This is a genomic window from Duganella caerulea, from assembly GCF_040362985.1.
Taxonomy (GTDB): domain Bacteria; phylum Pseudomonadota; class Gammaproteobacteria; order Burkholderiales; family Burkholderiaceae_D; genus Rugamonas; species Rugamonas vulcania.
The window spans coordinates 567575-583021 of record NZ_BPWJ01000002.1 but is presented as its reverse complement, the minus strand read 5'-3'; the positions used below and the strand labels follow the sequence as shown (position 1 = coordinate 583021).

Genomic DNA, 15447 nt, shown 5'->3' with positions numbered 1-15447 from the left:
GAAACGATGTCCTGGCGGCCTGGCATTTTTCAGTGCCGCTTGAAGGATGTCTTCAAGCCACTACACTGAGATGACTAGGTACATCTGGAACGAAGCCAAGCGGCAGAGCAACCTGCGCAAGCACGGCCTCGATTTCGCGGACGCAGTGGATGTGATTGAGCGCGACTCGTTCACAACCGAAGACGTTCGATTCCAGTACGCCGAGCGGCGCTTCAACACGCTTGGCTACTTCCTGGGTGAGCCTGTTTCTGTGACTTATACGGAGGAAAATGATGTTATACGAATCATCTCATTCAGAAAGGCCAGTAGACGAGAAGAAGTTGTCCTACTTAGAGAGTCCCGATAGCTGGATCAACGTCATGCCCAATCATGACGACGAGATCGAGTTCGACGACGATTGCCCAGAATACGACCCGCGATACTTTACTGAGCCCGTCCATAAATTCAATGGAAGAATTATTCCGCCACGAAAATCGGCAACAGATCCCATCGACCCGGAAGTGCTGGCGTTTATGAAGTCCATTACGCCACTGGTGGAGATGGAGCCAGAGGTCTTGGGTGGAATGCCGGTATTCAAAGGAACTCAGGTGCCCATCAAGCGCATGTTCGACTATCTGCTGACGGGGAAGCCGCTGGACGACTTTTTGGCAGACTATCCTTCAATTACCCGCGACATGGCCATCGGCGTGCGGGATAGCGCGACGACCTTGTTTTACGAGGAGATCAGCAAGGCGATCGACTCCGCCGCGATGCCCTCTTCCCTGCCCAGGTAACCCAGCTTCTCGTTGGTCTTGGCCTTGATGTTGACCTGGCCGACGGCCACGCCCAAATCCTCCGCGATGTTGGCGCACATGCTGGCGATGTGCGGCGCCATCTTCGGCCGCTGCGCGATGATGGTGGCGTCGATGTTGCCGATGCTGTAGCCGGTGGCCACCACGCGCCGCGCCGCCTCCTTCAGCAAGGTGCGCGAATCGGCGCCCTTGAACTGCGGATCGGTATCCGGGAAGTGCTTGCCGATGTCGCCCAGCGCCGCGGCGCCGAGAATCGAATCGGTGATCGCGTGCAGCAGCACGTCGGCGTCCGAGTGCCCCAGCAGGCCCACGTGATGCGGGATGTCGACACCGCCGATGATCAGCTTGCGGCCTTCCACCAGTGCGTGGCAATCGTAGCCCTGGCCGATGCGGAATGGGAGTTTGGTCATTTTCTATCCTGTGTTATTCGCCTGCGGCCAGGTACATTTCCGCGATGCGGATGTCGGCCGGCAGCGTGACTTTCAAATTTCGTGGATGGCCTTCGATCAGGCGCGGTGACAGGCCAAGCATCTCGACCGCGCTGGCGTCGTCGGTGATGGCGTTGGCGTCCGGCGCGCTGCCCAGGGCGCGCAGCAGCAGCTCGTAGCTGAACATCTGCGGCGTCTGCGCCAGCCACAGGCCGTTGCGCGACACCGTCGTCGCGGCCACCGGCACCGCGCCCGTCGCGCGCTTGACCGTGTCCACCACCGGCAGCGCCAGCAGGCCGCCCGCCGGGTCGTCGCCCACGCCGTCGATCAACCTGGCGATCAAGGCCGGCGTCAGTCCGGGACGCGCGGCGTCGTGCACCATGATCATGTCGCCGCCGGCGACCACACCCTGCAGCTCGCGCAGCGCGTTGAGCACCGTGTCCATGCGCGTGGCGCCGCCGCAGCGCAGCACCGTCACGCCGTCCAGGTCCGCCTGCAGCACGCCGTCGATCTGGCCGTCGGCCGCGCTGACCACCACGTAGGTGTGCGACACCAGATCGCTGGCGCGGAACGCGTCCACCGCATGGCGCAGCATCGGCTTGCCGCCGACCGTCAGGTATTGTTTGGGTCCGTCCGCCGCCATGCGCGCGCCGACGCCGGCGGCGGGCAGCAACGCAAAGTAGCGCGGTGTGTGTTTGGATGCAGTCATAGTTCTCAGTTATTTTTCCGGCGGCGCAGCAGGATCTCGGCGATCTCGCCATCGCAAGCCTTGCTCAAGCGGGCATATTCTTCCGGCGTATCGATCGCCGCCTGCTTCGCCTTGCCCTTCTCGAATTCATCCCGGATGAACGGGAACCAGGTGCCGTTGATCTCGTGCTCCAGCGCCGACATCGCGGTGCCGGACGGCGCGTACAGCGGCTTGGCCTCGAAGCGTTTGTTCAGCGCCTCACGCACCACCTGCTCCACGCGCGCCAGGTTTTCCATATACGCCTGAAGGTGCCGCTGCTCGTGCTCCAGGATCGCCTTGTACGCGCAGGTGCCCGGCGCGAACTCGTTGCCGACATAGATCAGCACCGGCGAATAATTCAGCTTCAACTCCACCTTCGGCGCGATGCACTCGTAGCCGCTGGCCGCGTCCTGCAAAATCGTGCCTCCCAGCTCCGCCGAATACTGGCCGTTGGTCACGGTCAGGCCCAGCGTCACCATCTTGCCGTCGATGCTGCCGTACTTCGCGGTCAGCGCGCGGTACGGCAATTGGTTGTTGATGGTGTAGCCGTTCTGCCTGGCCGACAGCACCGAGACCGTCTTCGCGATCGTGTCCTCGCAGCGGATCTGGAACGGCGTGCGCTGCGCGGCGGCGCTTGCCGTGCCGCAGGCCAGCAGGCCCAGACCAACGAGGACAACGAACTTCATAGCTTCCAGTCGCCCGCGCGCAGCTTGTCCAGCCAGAAGATGCCGATGACGGTTTTCACGTCGGTGATTTTCCCTTCGCGCACCCACTGCAGCAGCTCGTCGATGGTGGCGGTGAAGGTTTCGAGGAACTCGCCTTCGTCCAGCTTCTGCGGGCCGGCCTTGAGGCCGCGCGCCAGGTACAGGTCCAAGTGCTCGTCCGAATACGCGATGGCGTTGTGGATGGTGCTGACGAACTGCCAGTCGCTGGCGGTGTAGCCCGTTTCCTCTTCCAGTTCGCGCTTGGCGCTGGCCAGCGGGTCTTCGTTGTGGTCGATTTTCCCGGCCGGGAATTCAATGAACACCTGATGCAGCGGATAGCGGTATTGGCGCTCCATCAGCACCGTGCCGTCGTCCAGCAGCGGCAGGATGACGACGGCGCCCGGATGCAGCACGTATTCGCGTGCCGTGTGTTTGCCGTCGGGGAGTTCGATGGTGTCGCGTTGGACTTTGAGGAAGTGGCCGTTGTAGACCAATTCACCGTCGATACGGGTTTCTGTCAGATGCTTGTCCATGCCTGCTCCACGTCGTTGAAGAACGATAGTGTATCAGCCGTGGCGCTTGCGCAGGTAGCAGACGATGAATCCAGGGAAGCCCAGCACGATGAAGATGCAGGCGGCGATGGCGTAAAACTCCCACGTTTGCGGGAAGCGGTTGCCGATCCTGGCTTCGAGGGCGAAGCCGATGGCGCCGACGACAAAGTACAGCACCGTCATTTCCGCCAGCCGCACCAGCAGCGGCTTGCGGGGCCACTTGGCGGCCACCAGAGCGAATACTTTGTCGTTGAAAAATGGCAGGTTGGCGGCCACCAGTGCAACGGCGATCACCAACCAGCTAGCGACGGAAACATCCATCAGGTGTTCAGCGTCAGGGTCATGGCTTTCAGGCAGGCCGCCAGCAGCGGGCCTGGCAGAACGCCCAGGGCGATGATGGCGATGCCGTTCAGGCTCAGTGCGAAGCTCATGTCGCCCTTGACCACGATCGGCGAGTTATCGGCCGGCTCGTCGAACCACATCATCTTCACAACGCGCAGGTAGTAGAACGCGCCGATCAGCGAGAACATCACCGCCAGCACGGTCAGCCAGATCTGGCCGGTGCCCAGCACGGAGGTCAGCACCGAGAACTTGGCGGCAAAGCCCATCATCGGTGGCACGCCGGCCAGCGAGAACAGCAGGATCGACATGACCACCGCGAACCAGCCGCTACGCTTGCTCAGGCCCTTGAAGTCGTTCAGCGTCTCGGCTTCGAAACCGGCGCGCGACAGCAGCATCAGCACGCCGAAGCTGCCGATGGTGGTCAGCACGTAGGTGATGGTGTAGTACATGGCGCCACTGTAGGCAGCGGCGGCGCCGGTGCGGTCGGTGGTGCCCGCGACGCCGGCCAGCAGGCCAAGCAGCACGAAGCCCATCTGCGCGATGGTGGAGTAAGCCAGCATGCGTTTCAGGTTGGTCTGGGCGATGGCGGTCAGGTTACCGATGGCCAGCGACAGAACCGCCAGCACCATCAGCATTTGCTGCCAGTCGAACGCCATCGGCAGCAGGCCTTCCACCAGCAGGCGGATGCAGATCGCGAAGGTGGCGATCTTCGGCGCGCCGCCCAGCAGCAGGGTCACTGCGGTTGGCGAGCCTTCGTAGACGTCCGGTACCCACATGTGGAACGGTACGGCACCCAGCTTGAACGCCAGGCCGGCGACCAGGAACACCAGGCCGAATACCAGGATGGTCGGCTTGATGGTGCCGGCGGCAACAGCGGTCGCCACGTGGGCGATGTCCAGCGTGCCGGTGGCGCCGTACAGCATCGAGATACCGTACAGCAGGAAGCCGGATGCCAGCGCGCCCAGGATGAAGTACTTCATCGCGGCTTCGGTGGCCTTGTGGTTGTCGCGGCGGATCGCCACCAGCGCGTACAGCGACAGCGACATCAGTTCCACGCCCAGGTACACGGTCAGGAAGTTGGAGCCGGAGATCATCACCATCTGGCCCAGCGTGGAGAACAGCGCCAGCACGTAGAACTCGCCGCCCAGGTTACCGCTCAACATGCCGCGGTCGTCCGCGTATTGACGCGAGTAGACCAGCGTCAGGCCGACGGTCAGGTAGGTGAACATCTTGAGCAGGTTCGCCATCGGATCCGAGACGAACATGCCGTTGAAGGTGTAGACCGTGGTGCCGGCCGCGTAGTCGTGGTAGCTGAGGGCGCCGCAGACCAGCAGCGTCAGCAACGACAGCACGTAGGTCACCGAGCGCTTACCCTGCGACAGGAACATATCGATCAACAGGATCGCGCAGGTGCCGACCAGCAGAGCGACTTCTGCGGACAGCGGTACCATGTTGATAACCGCTTGTGGAAGTGGAGTAGTCATTTATGTGTTTCCGTTTTCAGTAAGGCAGCTTGCTGTGTGCAACGTGAGCCAGCAGGTCTGCAACCGAGGTTTGCATCGTGTCGGTGAATGGCGCTGGGTACAGGCCCATGTACAGCACGGCGACAGCCAGAATGCCCAGCATCAGGAATTCGCGGCCGTTGATGTCGACCAACTCCGCCACATGGTGGTTGGCGACCTTGCCGAAGATGACGCGCTTGGCCATCCACAGCGAGTACGCGGCGCCGAAGATCAGCGCGGTCGCGGCCAGCAGGCCGATCCAGAAGTTGAACTGGGTGGCGCCCAGGATCACCATGAACTCGCCGACGAAGCCGGAAGTCGCAGGCAGACCGCAGTTGGCCATCGAGAAGAAGATGAACAGCGCGGCGAACTTCGGCATCTTGTTGACGACACCACCGTAGTCGGCGATCTGGCGCGAGTGCGCCTGGTCGTACAGTACGCCGATGCACAGGAACATCGCGCCGGAGATGAAGCCGTGCGAGATCATTTGCGCGATCGCGCCCTGGATACCGATGTTATTGAAGATGAAGAAGCCCAGGGTGACGAAGCCCATGTGCGCGATCGACGAATAGGCGACCAGCTTTTTCATGTCCTTCTGCACCAGCGCGACCAGGCCGATGTAGATTACGGCGATCAGCGACAGGGTGATGACGAACGGCGCCATGTAGTGCGAGGCGTCCGGCACGATAGGCAGCGAGAAACGCAGGAAACCGTAAGCGCCCAGCTTCAGCATGATCGCGGCCAGCACGGCGGAACCGCCGGTCGGCGCTTCCACGTGGACGTCCGGCAGCCAGGTGTGGACCGGGAACATTGGCACTTTAACGGCGAAGGCCATGAAGAAGGCGATGAAGATGAAGATCTGCTCTTTCATCGTCAGGGCGATCTTGTGCCACATCAGGATGTCGAAGCTGCCGCCCGATGCCTTGTACAGGTAGATGATGGCGACCAGCGTCAGCAGCGAGCCGAAGAAGGTGTACAGGAAGAACTTGAACGACGCGTACACGCGGTTCTCGCCGCCCCAGATACCGATGATGATGTACATCGGGATCAGCGTGGCCTCGAAGAAGAAGTAGAACAGCAGGCCGTCCATGGCGCAGAACACGCCGATCATCAGGCCGGACAGGATCAGGAAGGCGCCCATGTATTGAGCGACGCGCTTCTGGATCACCTGCCAGGCCGAGATCACGACGATCACGGTGATGAAGGCGGTCAGCGGCACGAACCACAGCGACAGGCCGTCGATGCCCAGCGAGTAGTAGATGTTGAAGCGCTCGATCCACGGCGACTTCTCAACGAACTGCATGCCATGCGCGGCGTTGCTGAAGTTGGTGATCAGCGGGATGGTCGCGACGAAGCTGACGATCGCGCCGATCAGCGAACCAACGCGCACCAGCGCGGCGTTGGTGTCACGGCCCACGGCCAGCACGATCAGGCCGAAGATAATCGGGAGCCAGATCGCGAGGCTCAGGTACGGAGGTAGTGTAGATATGGTTGACTGCATCATGGTTATCGTTATCTCTTTGCGTATCAGCTAATTAAGCGTGCCAAAACGGCAGGAAGTAGACCAGGAACCCCAGAATGCCGAGGATCATGACGAACGCATAGTGGTAGATGTAACCAGTCTGCGCCAGGCGGGTCAGCGAGGAGAACCAACCCACCACTTTGGCGCTGCCGTTGACCAGCAGGCCGTCGATCAGGGTCTTGTCGCCCACGTTCCACAGGCCATTGCCCAGCAGGCGCGCGCCGCCGGCGAATACGACCTCGTTGAACTTGTCCATGTAGTACTTGTTCTCCAGCAGCGTGTGCAGGAACTTGAACTTGGCGTAGAACCAGGCCGGTACGCGTGGATTGATCATGTAGCAGTAGTACGCGGCAGCTACGCCGGAGATGGCCAGCCACAGTGGCAGCGACGTCAGCGAGTGGACTGCCATTTGCAATGGCGAATGGAATTCGTGCGCCAGTTCTTCCATCGCAGGGTGGTTTTCGCCGAAGGTGATCACGCCTTTGAAGAAGTCGCCGAACAGCATGGGACCGATGGTCAGGTAGCCGATGATGACCGAAGGGATGGCCAGCATCGCCAGCGGGAACCAGACCACGAATGGCGATTCATGCGGCTTCTGGCCTGGCTCCAGACCGTGGTGGCCGTGGTCCTCTTCTTCGTCGTGGCCGTGGTCGTCGTGCCCATGGCCGTCGTCGTGGGCAGCGGCTGCGTGCGGCGCATGCGCCGCACCGTGATGGTGATCATCGTGAGCGTGGGCCTTGCCGAAACGCTCTTCGCCATGGAACACCAGGAAGTACATACGGAACGAGTAGAACGCGGTCACGAACACGCCAGCCAGCACGGCGAAATTAGCGAAGCCCGCGCCCCAGATGTGGGTCGCGGCGACAGCTTCGATGATCGAATCCTTCGAGTAGAAGCCCGAGAAGAATGGAGTGCCGATCAGCGCCAGGGAACCCAGCAAGGAGGTGATCCAGGTGATAGGCATGTACTTGCGCAGGCCACCCATGTTGCGGATGTCCTGGTCGTGATGCATGCCGATGATGACCGAACCGGCGCCAAGGAACAGCAGCGCCTTGAAGAACGCGTGGGTCATCAGGTGGAACACGGCCACCGAGTAAGCGGAGGAACCCAGCGCCACGGTCATGTAGCCCAGCTGCGACAGCGTCGAGTAAGCAACCACGCGCTTGATGTCGTTCTGGATGATGCCCAGGAAGCCCATGAACAGCGCGGTGATCGAGCCGATGACCAGGATGAAGGACAGCGCGGTGTCCGACAGTTCGAACAGCGGCGACATGCGGGTCACCATGAAGATACCGGCGGTAACCATGGTCGCGGCGTGGATCAGTGCCGAGATCGGGGTTGGGCCTTCCATCGAGTCAGGCAGCCAGACGTGCAGCGGGAACTGCGCCGACTTGCCCATCGCGCCGATGAACAGGCAGATACAGGCAACGGTCAGCAGCGCCCAGTCGGTGCCCGGCAGGGTCAGCGCCATCAGCTGTTCCTTCTTGTGGAAGACTTCCTGGTAGTCCATCGAACCGGCGTAGGCCAGCAGCAGGCCGATACCCAGGATGAAGCCGAAGTCGCCGACGCGGTTGACCAGGAACGCCTTCATGTTGGCCACGATCGCCGTTGGGCGGGTGTACCAGAAGCCGATCAGCAGGTAGGAAACCAGGCCCACCGCTTCCCAGCCGAAGAACAGCTGCAGGAAGTTGTTCGCCATGACCAGCATCAGCATCGAGAACGTGAACAGCGAGATGTAGGCGAAGAAGCGGTTGTAGCCTTCATCTTCAGCCATGTAGCCGATGGTGTAGATGTGCACCATCAGCGACACGAAGGTCACCACGCACATCATCATCGCCGACAGCGCGTCGATCTGGAAGCCCACCACCAGCTTCATGCCGGCCACGGTCATCCAGTTGTAGACGGTGCCGTTGTAGCTGGAACCGTTGACGACGTCGTTGAGCGTCATCGCCGACAAGATAAAGGCAACCAGCACGCCCAGGATGGTCGCGGTGTGCGAGGTCTTGCGACCTACGACGTTGCCGAAGAATTTAGTTCCTAACAAGCCCGCAACCGCGGCGCCAGCCAACGGCGCCAAGGGGATGGCTAGCAGGAGATTAGGGTTAAGAATAACCGCCATGATGAACCTTAATCGTTATTTTTCGAGGTTTGAACTTTAGCCACGGGATCAACCCTTCAGGCTATCCAGGTCTTCAACGTTGATGGTGTCCAAGTTACGGAACATCACCACCAGGATCGCGAGGCCGATTGCCGATTCAGCAGCCGCCACGGTCAGGATGAAGAACACAAAGATCTGCCCGGCCGCATCGCCCAGGTAGTGCGAGAACGCGATGAAGTTCATGTTCACGGCCAGCAGCATCAATTCGATGGCCATCAGCAGAACGATGATGTTCTTGCGGTTCAGGAAAATACCGACGATCGAGATCGCGAACAATATCGCGCCTAGAACGAGGTAGTGAGCGAGCGATAAAGTCATGGTGCCTCCTTAACTTCTGATTTCGTTCCAGCCGCGCCTGCTACGCGCGTGTGGACCGGTGCGATCTTGACGATCTTCAGGCGGTCGTTGCGCTTGACGCGTACCGCGTCGGCAGGGTCGAAATGTTTGGTGTCCTTGCGCTTGCGCAGGGTCAGCGCCACGGCGGCGATGATCGCGACCAGCAGGATGACGCCGGCGATTTCAAAGCCGTAGATGTATTTGGTGTAGATCAGCAGGCCCAATTCCTTGGTGCCGCCGATGTTGCCGGCGTTGCTCACCTGCTGGTCGAACGACAGGAAGGAGCGCCACAGCACGGCGGCCATTTCCAGCACGATGATGACGCCGACGAAGGACGCCACCGGCAGGTAGCCCCAGAAGCCTTCGCGCATCTTGTCGGTGTCGATGTCGAGCATCATGACCACGAACAGGAACAGCACCATGACGGCGCCCACGTAGACCAGCACCAGCACGATGGCGAGGAACTCAGCCTCCAGCAGCATCCAGATGCCGGCGGCCGAGAAGAACGCCAGCACCAGGAACAGCGCGGCGTGGACCGGATTGCGGGCCGTGATAACGCGCGTCGCAGCCAATATCATGATGGCTGAGAAGGCGTAGAACAAAGCAGTTTTAAATTCCATAACTAACCCAAGAGACGTACATTATTGATCGACACGCTGAACTAGCCGGCCGGAGCCGGCATCGATCAGCGGTAAGGAGCGTCCGCTGCGCGGGCTGCGGCGATGTCGTTTTCGTAACGATCGCCAACGGCCAGCAGCATCTCTTTCGTGTAGTACAGATCGCCGCGTTTCTCGCCGTGGTATTCCAGCACGTGCGTTTCAACGATCGAATCAACCGGGCACGACTCTTCGCAGAAACCGCAGAAGATGCACTTGGTCAGGTCGATGTCGTAACGCGTGGTGCGGCGCGAACCATCGTCGCGCTGCTCGGATTCGATGGTGATCGCCATCGCCGGGCACACTGCTTCGCACAGTTTGCAGGCGATGCAGCGTTCTTCACCATTCGGATAGCGGCGCAGCGCGTGCAGGCCGCGGAAGCGAGGCGACATTGGCGTCTTCTCTTCCGGGTACTGCACGGTGATCTTGCGCGAGAACATATACTTGCCCGTCAGCGCCATCCCTTTGATCAGTTCGGTCAGCATGAAGCTGCCGATGAAGTCTTTTAAACGTTCCATTTTTTCAGTCCTTACTTCCAGATATTCCAGGATGTCTGCATCCAGCCGCCCACGAACACCAGGTACACCAGCGTCAGAGGGATAAACACTTTCCAGCCCAGACGCATGATCTGGTCATAACGGTAGCGTGGGAAAGTACCGCGCACCCAGATGAAGACGGACACCAGGAAGAACGCCTTGGCGAACAACCAGAAGAAGCCGCCGAAACCGCCCCAGAATTCCAGGAACTTGAATGGTGCAGCCCAGCCGCCCAGGAACATGATCGAACCCAGGGTCGCGATCAGGATCATGTTGGCGTATTCGGCCAGCATGAACATGGCGTAGGCCATGCCCGAGTATTCGACCATGTGGCCGGCAACGATCTCGGACTCGCCCTCGACCACGTCGAACGGATGGCGGTTGCACTCGGCCAGGCCCGAGGTCAGGTAGACCACGAACAGCGGCAGCAGCGGCAGCCAGTTCCACGACAGGAAGTTCAGGCCGTGTTCGACCATCATGCCCTTTTGCTGGCCGGCGACGATGTCGCCGAAGTTCAGCGAACCGGACACCATCAGCACGACCACCAGCACGAAGCCCATCGGGATTTCGTAGGAGATCATCTGGGCCGAGGCGCGCATCGCGCCCATGAACGAGTACTTCGAGTTCGAAGCCCAGCCGGCGATGATGATGCCGTAGACTTCCATCGAGGTGATCGCCATCAGCAGCAGCAAGCCGGCATTGACGTTGGCCAGCACGGCTTCGGCGCCGAACGGCACCACCGCCCAGGCGGCCAGCGCCGGCATGATGGTCATGATAGGACCGATCACGAACAGGCCGGCATTGGCCTTGGTCGGGGTGATGATTTCCTTGAACAGCAGCTTGAGCGCATCGGCGATCGGCTGCAGCAGGCCCATCGGGCCAACGCGGTTAGGACCGACGCGGATCTGGATCCAGCCGATGAACTTGCGTTCCCACAGCGTCAGGTAGGCAACCAGGCCCATCAGCGGCAGCAGCACGACGATGATGCGGATCAGCGCCCAGATCAGCGGCCAGGCCGGAGCCAGCACGCTGTTGGCGCCCATGGCGTTAATAGTTGTGACGAATTCAGGCAGAGCCATTATTTACCCTCCCCTGCTTTTTCAACGGTGATGGAGCCGAACATGTCGCCCAGTGCAGCGGTCGACGCGTGAGCGGCGGCGACACGGACTGCGTTGGCTGGCAGTTTGGCATCGACAGCGGCGACCAGGATCGCGCTGCCGGAACCTTGCGTAACCTTGACCTTGTCGCCGGCGGCGACGCCCAGCTGCTGCGCCAGGGCGCTCGACAGGTGCGCTTGAGGCGCGGCCGCGTCGGCCATCTTTTGCAGCGACTCGGCGCGGCGCACCACGGCGTCGGCGAAGTAGATAGGCACGTCGGCGATACGTTCGGTACCGGTGGAAGCTGCGGAGGCTGCGACGACAGCTTGCTTGGAGACGTTGTTCAGCTTGGCCGACAGGTCGGTCACGCCGGCGCCCAGCACTTCGTCGCGGATCGCTTCCGAGGTTTCGTATTCGAAACCGGACAGGCCGAGGATGTTGCCCAGCACGCGCAGTACTTTCCACGCAGGACGGGTTTCCAGCAGCGGCTTGACGGTGCCGTTGAAGCTCTGTGCGCGGCCTTCGCAGTTGACGAAGGTGCCCGAGGTTTCGCTGAATGGCGAGACCGGCAGCAGCACGTCGGCGTATTCCATGCCGTGCTTGTAGGCCGACATGACAACGACCATCTCGGCGTGCTTCAGCGCGGCGGCGGCTTGTTGCGGGTTGTGTGCATCCAGCTCAGGTTCGGCGTTCAGCAGCAGGTAAGCCTGCTTCTGTTCGGTGAACACTGGAGCGCTGCCGCTGTTGGCGTTGGCCAGGTAGGCGCCAACGGTGTTGGCGGCTTCGGTCAGGTAGCCCAGCTTGGCGCCGGTTTGTTCGGCGATCCATTGCGCGGCGGCGTGCAGCGCGGCGGCTTGCGGGTGCTGCGTTGCCGCGTTACCCAGGAAGACGCCCTTGTTCTCGCCGGAGATCAGCGAAGCGGCGATCGCGTTGGCGGCGTCGGAGGCTTGTACGCCTTCGAAGCCGGCCGGTGCGGCAACTTCCTTGGCCTTGGCGACAGCGACCACCACTTGCGACAGCGCCGACAGCCACTCCGACGGAGCAACGATCATCTTGTTCGCGACGTTCATCAGCAGGTCGTCGTCGGTGGCGTGCAGGATGGACAGCTTGGCGCCGCCCTTCACCGCCGTGCGCAGACGGGTCGCCAGCAGCGGGTGATCCTTGCGCAGGAACGAGCCGATGACGAAGGCGCGGTTCAGCTGGCCGAACTCGGTGATCGACATGCCCAGCCAAGGAGTCACGCCGGCCAGCGAGAAGTCGCTATGGCGCAGGCGGGTGTCCACGCTGTCCGAGCCCATGGCGCGGGTCAGCTTTTGCAGCAGGTGCAGTTCTTCCAGCGTCGAGTGCGGCGTGGCCACTGCGGCCAGCGCGTTGGCGCCGTGTTCGTGCTTGATGTTCTTCAGGCCGTGCGCCACGTATTCCAGCGCGGTCTGCCAGTCGACTTCCTTCCACTCGCCGCCCTGCTTCAGCATTGGCTGGGTCAGGCGGTCGGCGGCTTCCAGGCCTTCGTACGAGAAGCGGTCCTTGTCGGAAATCCAGCACTCGTTGACGGCGTCGTTTTCCAGCGGCAGCACGCGCTTGACCTTGCCGCCCTTGACCTGAACGATCAGGTTAGCGCCCAGGCCGTCGTGCGGCGAGACCGATTTGCGGCGCGACAGTTCCCAGGTACGGGCGCTGTAGCGGAACGGCTTCGACGTCAGTGCGCCAACCGGGCACAGGTCGATCATGTTGCCGGACATTTCCGAGTTGACGGTCTGGCCGACGAACGCGGTGATTTCCGAGTGTTCGCCGCGACCGATCATGCCCAGCTCCATCACGCCGGCCACTTCCTGGCCGAAACGTACGCAACGGGTGCACTGGATGCAGCGCGCCATCTCCTGCATGGAGACCAGCGGGCCGGCGTCCTTCGGCACGACGACGCGCTTGTCTTCCTCGTAGCGCGACTCGCTCTTGCCGTAGCCGACCGCCAAGTCTTGCAGTTGACACTCGCCGCCCTGATCGCAGATCGGGCAGTCCAGCGGGTGGTTAATCAGCAGGAATTCCATCACGGACTTCTGTGCCTGTACGGCCTTGTCCGAAGCGGAGCGCACAATCATGCCTGCCGAGACCGGCGTTGCGCATGCTGGCAAAGGCTTGGGGGCCTTTTCCACTTCGACGAGGCACATACGGCAGTTCGCAGCGATCGACAATTTCTTGTGATAGCAGAAGTGCGGAATGTAGGTTCCCAATTTGTTGGCGGCGTCCATCACCATGCTACCAGCAGGGACTTCGACTTTTTTGCCGTCTATTTCGATTTCAACCATGGTGATCGTTACCTGACGCAGCTTAGATGTAAGCGGGCACTAAGCAATGCTTGTGCTCGACGTGATATTCAAATTCTTCGCGGAATTGCTTGATGAACGCGCGCATCGGCATGGCCGCCGCGTCGCCCAGCGCGCAAATGGTGCGGCCCTGGATGTTGTCGCAGATCGAGTTCAGCACGTCCAGGTCCGAAGGACGTCCCTGGCCGTTTTCGATGCGGTGGATCATGCGGTACATCCAGCCCGTGCCTTCGCGGCATGGGGTGCACTGGCCGCACGACTCTTCAAAGTAGAAGTAGGCCAGGCGTTCCATGGCCTTGACCATGCAGCGCGTTTCGTCCATGACGATGACGGCGCCCGAACCGAGCATCGAGCCAGCCTTGGCGATCGAGTCGTAGTCCAGGTCGGTGTTCATCATCAGTTCGCCGCGGATCACCGGAGCGGACGAGCCGCCAGGGATCACAGCCTTGATCTTTTTGCCGCCGCGCATGCCGCCTGCCAGTTCCAGCAGCTTGGCGAACGGGGTGCCCAGCGGCACCTCGTAGTTGCCCGGCATTTCAACGTCGCCCGAGATCGAGAAAATCTTCGAACCGCCGTTGTTCGGACGTCCCATGCCCAGGTACTTTTCAGGACCCATGTTCAGGATGAACGGAACCGCCGCGAAGGTCTCGGTGTTGTTGATGGTGGTAGGCTTGCCGTACAGGCCGAACGACGCAGGGAAAGGCGGCTTGAAGCGCGGCTGGCCTTTTTTGCCTTCCAGCGATTCCAGCAGCGCGGTTTCCTCGCCGCAGATGTAGGCGCCATAGCCATGGTGCGCGTGCAGCTGGAAGCTGAACTCGCTGCCCATGATCTTGTCGCCCAGGAAGCCGGCGGCGCGCGCCTCTTCCAGCGCATCTTCAAACTGCGAGTACACCTCGAAGATTTCGCCGTGGATGTAGTTGTAGCCGACCGTGATGCCCATGGCGTAAGCGCCGATGGCCATGCCTTCGATCAGCGCATGCGGGTTGAAGCGCATGATGTCGCGGTCCTTGAAAGTACCCGGTTCGCCTTCATCTGAGTTGCATACCAGGTACTTCTGGCCAGGGAACTGACGTGGCATGAAGCTCCACTTCAGGCCAGTTGGGAAACCGGCGCCGCCACGGCCGCGCAACGACGACGCTTTCAGGTCGGCGATGATTTGTTCCGGGGTGATCTTCTCTTCCAGGATGCGGCGCAGTGCGCTGTAGCCGCCGCGTTTGACGTAGTCTTCCAGGTGCCAGTTCTTGCCGTCCAGGCCGGCGAGAATGACAGGGTCGATGTGACGATTGTGGAGTGACGTCATTTCTTCAATTCCTCCACCAGTGCGTCGATCTTATCGTTGGACATGAAGCTGCACATGCGCTGGTCGTTCACCAGCATCACTGGCGCGTCGCCGCAAGCGCCCATGCACTCGCCTTCCACCAGCGTGAAAGCGCCGTCGCCCGTGGTGTCACGGAAGTCGATGCCCAGCTTTTCCTTCAGGTGGTTGGCCGCGCGCACGCCGCCCGACAAGGCGCATGGCAGGTTGGTGCACACGGAAATCTTGTGCTTGCCGACCGGCTTCAGGTTGTACATATTGTAGAAAGTGGCGACTTCCTGCACGGCGATGGCCGGCATGCGGATGTAGTCGGCCAGCTCGGCCATCACTTCCGGCGAGATCCAGCCCAGTTCAACCTGGGCGTGGGCCAGCGCGGCCATCACGGCCGACTGGCGCTGGTCGGCCGGATACTTGGCCAACTCACGGTCGATTTTTTTGTAGCACTGCTCTGATAACAACAT

General features: G+C 61.2%; 17 protein-coding genes. 2 read left to right on the top strand and 15 right to left on the bottom strand.

The features are described 5' to 3' along the window. The first annotated feature begins 46 nt into the window (after positions 1-46). Together ACUJB0_RS07435 and ACUJB0_RS07430 are read left to right on the top strand one after the other, a co-directional pair. Positions 47-346: a BrnT family toxin gene (locus ACUJB0_RS07435; protein WP_444844659.1), complete on the top strand. Its 300-nt coding sequence runs from the start codon at positions 47-49 to the stop codon at positions 344-346. Beyond that, positions 270-773, top strand: coding sequence for a DUF433 domain-containing protein (locus ACUJB0_RS07430; protein WP_444844658.1), 504 nt, complete (start codon positions 270-272; stop codon positions 771-773). The genes ACUJB0_RS07435 and ACUJB0_RS07430 overlap by 77 nt, the downstream gene beginning before the upstream one ends. On the opposite strand, the gene ispF is transcribed toward ACUJB0_RS07430, so the two are convergent. The 15 genes from ispF to nuoE form a co-directional block, all read right to left on the bottom strand. Next, on the bottom strand, positions 713-1201 hold the full coding sequence (gene ispF, locus ACUJB0_RS07425; protein WP_116988050.1) for a 2-C-methyl-D-erythritol 2,4-cyclodiphosphate synthase: 489 nt from the start codon (positions 1199-1201) through the stop codon (positions 713-715). The genes ACUJB0_RS07430 and ispF overlap by 61 nt on opposite strands. A 13-nt stretch (positions 1202-1214) precedes the next feature. Then, positions 1215-1928 carry a 2-C-methyl-D-erythritol 4-phosphate cytidylyltransferase gene (gene ispD, locus ACUJB0_RS07420; protein WP_444844657.1) on the bottom strand — a complete coding sequence of 238 codons (714 nt, stop codon included), beginning with the start codon at positions 1926-1928 and terminating at the stop codon, positions 1215-1217. 5 nt (positions 1929-1933) lie between these two features. Next, on the bottom strand, positions 1934-2632 hold the full coding sequence (locus ACUJB0_RS07415; RefSeq protein ID WP_444844656.1) for a hypothetical protein: 699 nt from the start codon (positions 2630-2632) through the stop codon (positions 1934-1936). Next, positions 2629-3183 carry an NUDIX domain-containing protein gene (locus tag ACUJB0_RS07410; protein ID WP_444844655.1) on the bottom strand — a complete coding sequence of 185 codons (555 nt, stop codon included), beginning with the start codon at positions 3181-3183 and terminating at the stop codon, positions 2629-2631. The genes ACUJB0_RS07415 and ACUJB0_RS07410 overlap by 4 nt, the downstream gene beginning before the upstream one ends. A gap of 33 nt (positions 3184-3216) precedes the next feature. Continuing rightward, on the bottom strand, positions 3217-3522 hold the full coding sequence (locus ACUJB0_RS07405) for a DUF2818 family protein (RefSeq protein ID WP_444844654.1): 306 nt from the start codon (positions 3520-3522) through the stop codon (positions 3217-3219). Continuing rightward, a complete protein-coding gene (gene nuoN / locus ACUJB0_RS07400) occupies positions 3522-5027 on the bottom strand; it encodes an NADH-quinone oxidoreductase subunit NuoN (RefSeq protein ID WP_444844653.1) in 1506 nt (501 codons plus the stop codon). The genes ACUJB0_RS07405 and nuoN overlap by 1 nt, the downstream gene beginning before the upstream one ends. A gap of 16 nt (positions 5028-5043) precedes the next feature. Beyond that, on the bottom strand, positions 5044-6549 hold the full coding sequence (locus tag ACUJB0_RS07395; RefSeq protein WP_444844652.1) for an NADH-quinone oxidoreductase subunit M: 1506 nt from the start codon (positions 6547-6549) through the stop codon (positions 5044-5046). 31 nt (positions 6550-6580) lie between these two features. Next, positions 6581-8686: an NADH-quinone oxidoreductase subunit L gene (gene nuoL / locus ACUJB0_RS07390; protein WP_444844651.1), complete on the bottom strand. Its 2106-nt coding sequence runs from the start codon at positions 8684-8686 to the stop codon at positions 6581-6583. Positions 8687-8734: 48 nt separating this feature from the next. Further along, positions 8735-9043 (bottom strand): NADH-quinone oxidoreductase subunit NuoK, encoded by a 309-nt coding sequence (nuoK, locus tag ACUJB0_RS07385; RefSeq protein WP_008450334.1) that lies wholly within the window; start codon positions 9041-9043, stop codon positions 8735-8737. Further along, entirely contained in the window at positions 9040-9681 is a 642-nt protein-coding gene (locus ACUJB0_RS07380; protein WP_444844650.1) for an NADH-quinone oxidoreductase subunit J, read from the bottom strand. The genes nuoK and ACUJB0_RS07380 overlap by 4 nt, the downstream gene beginning before the upstream one ends. Before the next feature lie 65 nt (positions 9682-9746). After that, positions 9747-10235 carry an NADH-quinone oxidoreductase subunit NuoI gene (gene nuoI / locus ACUJB0_RS07375; RefSeq protein WP_028819529.1) on the bottom strand — a complete coding sequence of 163 codons (489 nt, stop codon included), beginning with the start codon at positions 10233-10235 and terminating at the stop codon, positions 9747-9749. An 11-nt stretch (positions 10236-10246) separates the two neighbouring features. Then, positions 10247-11332, bottom strand: a complete 1086-nt coding sequence (nuoH, locus tag ACUJB0_RS07370; protein WP_444844649.1) for an NADH-quinone oxidoreductase subunit NuoH — start codon at positions 11330-11332, stop codon at positions 10247-10249. After that, on the bottom strand, positions 11332-13653 hold the full coding sequence (nuoG, locus tag ACUJB0_RS07365; protein ID WP_444844648.1) for an NADH-quinone oxidoreductase subunit NuoG: 2322 nt from the start codon (positions 13651-13653) through the stop codon (positions 11332-11334). The genes nuoH and nuoG overlap by 1 nt, the downstream gene beginning before the upstream one ends. A gap of 22 nt (positions 13654-13675) precedes the next feature. Next, the gene (nuoF, locus tag ACUJB0_RS07360) at positions 13676-14971 is read right to left on the bottom strand and encodes an NADH-quinone oxidoreductase subunit NuoF (RefSeq protein ID WP_028819532.1); all 1296 of its coding nucleotides are present in this window, start codon (positions 14969-14971) and stop codon (positions 13676-13678) included. Further along, positions 14968-15447, bottom strand: coding sequence for an NADH-quinone oxidoreductase subunit NuoE (gene nuoE / locus ACUJB0_RS07355; protein ID WP_028819533.1), 480 nt, complete (start codon positions 15445-15447; stop codon positions 14968-14970). The genes nuoF and nuoE overlap by 4 nt, the downstream gene beginning before the upstream one ends.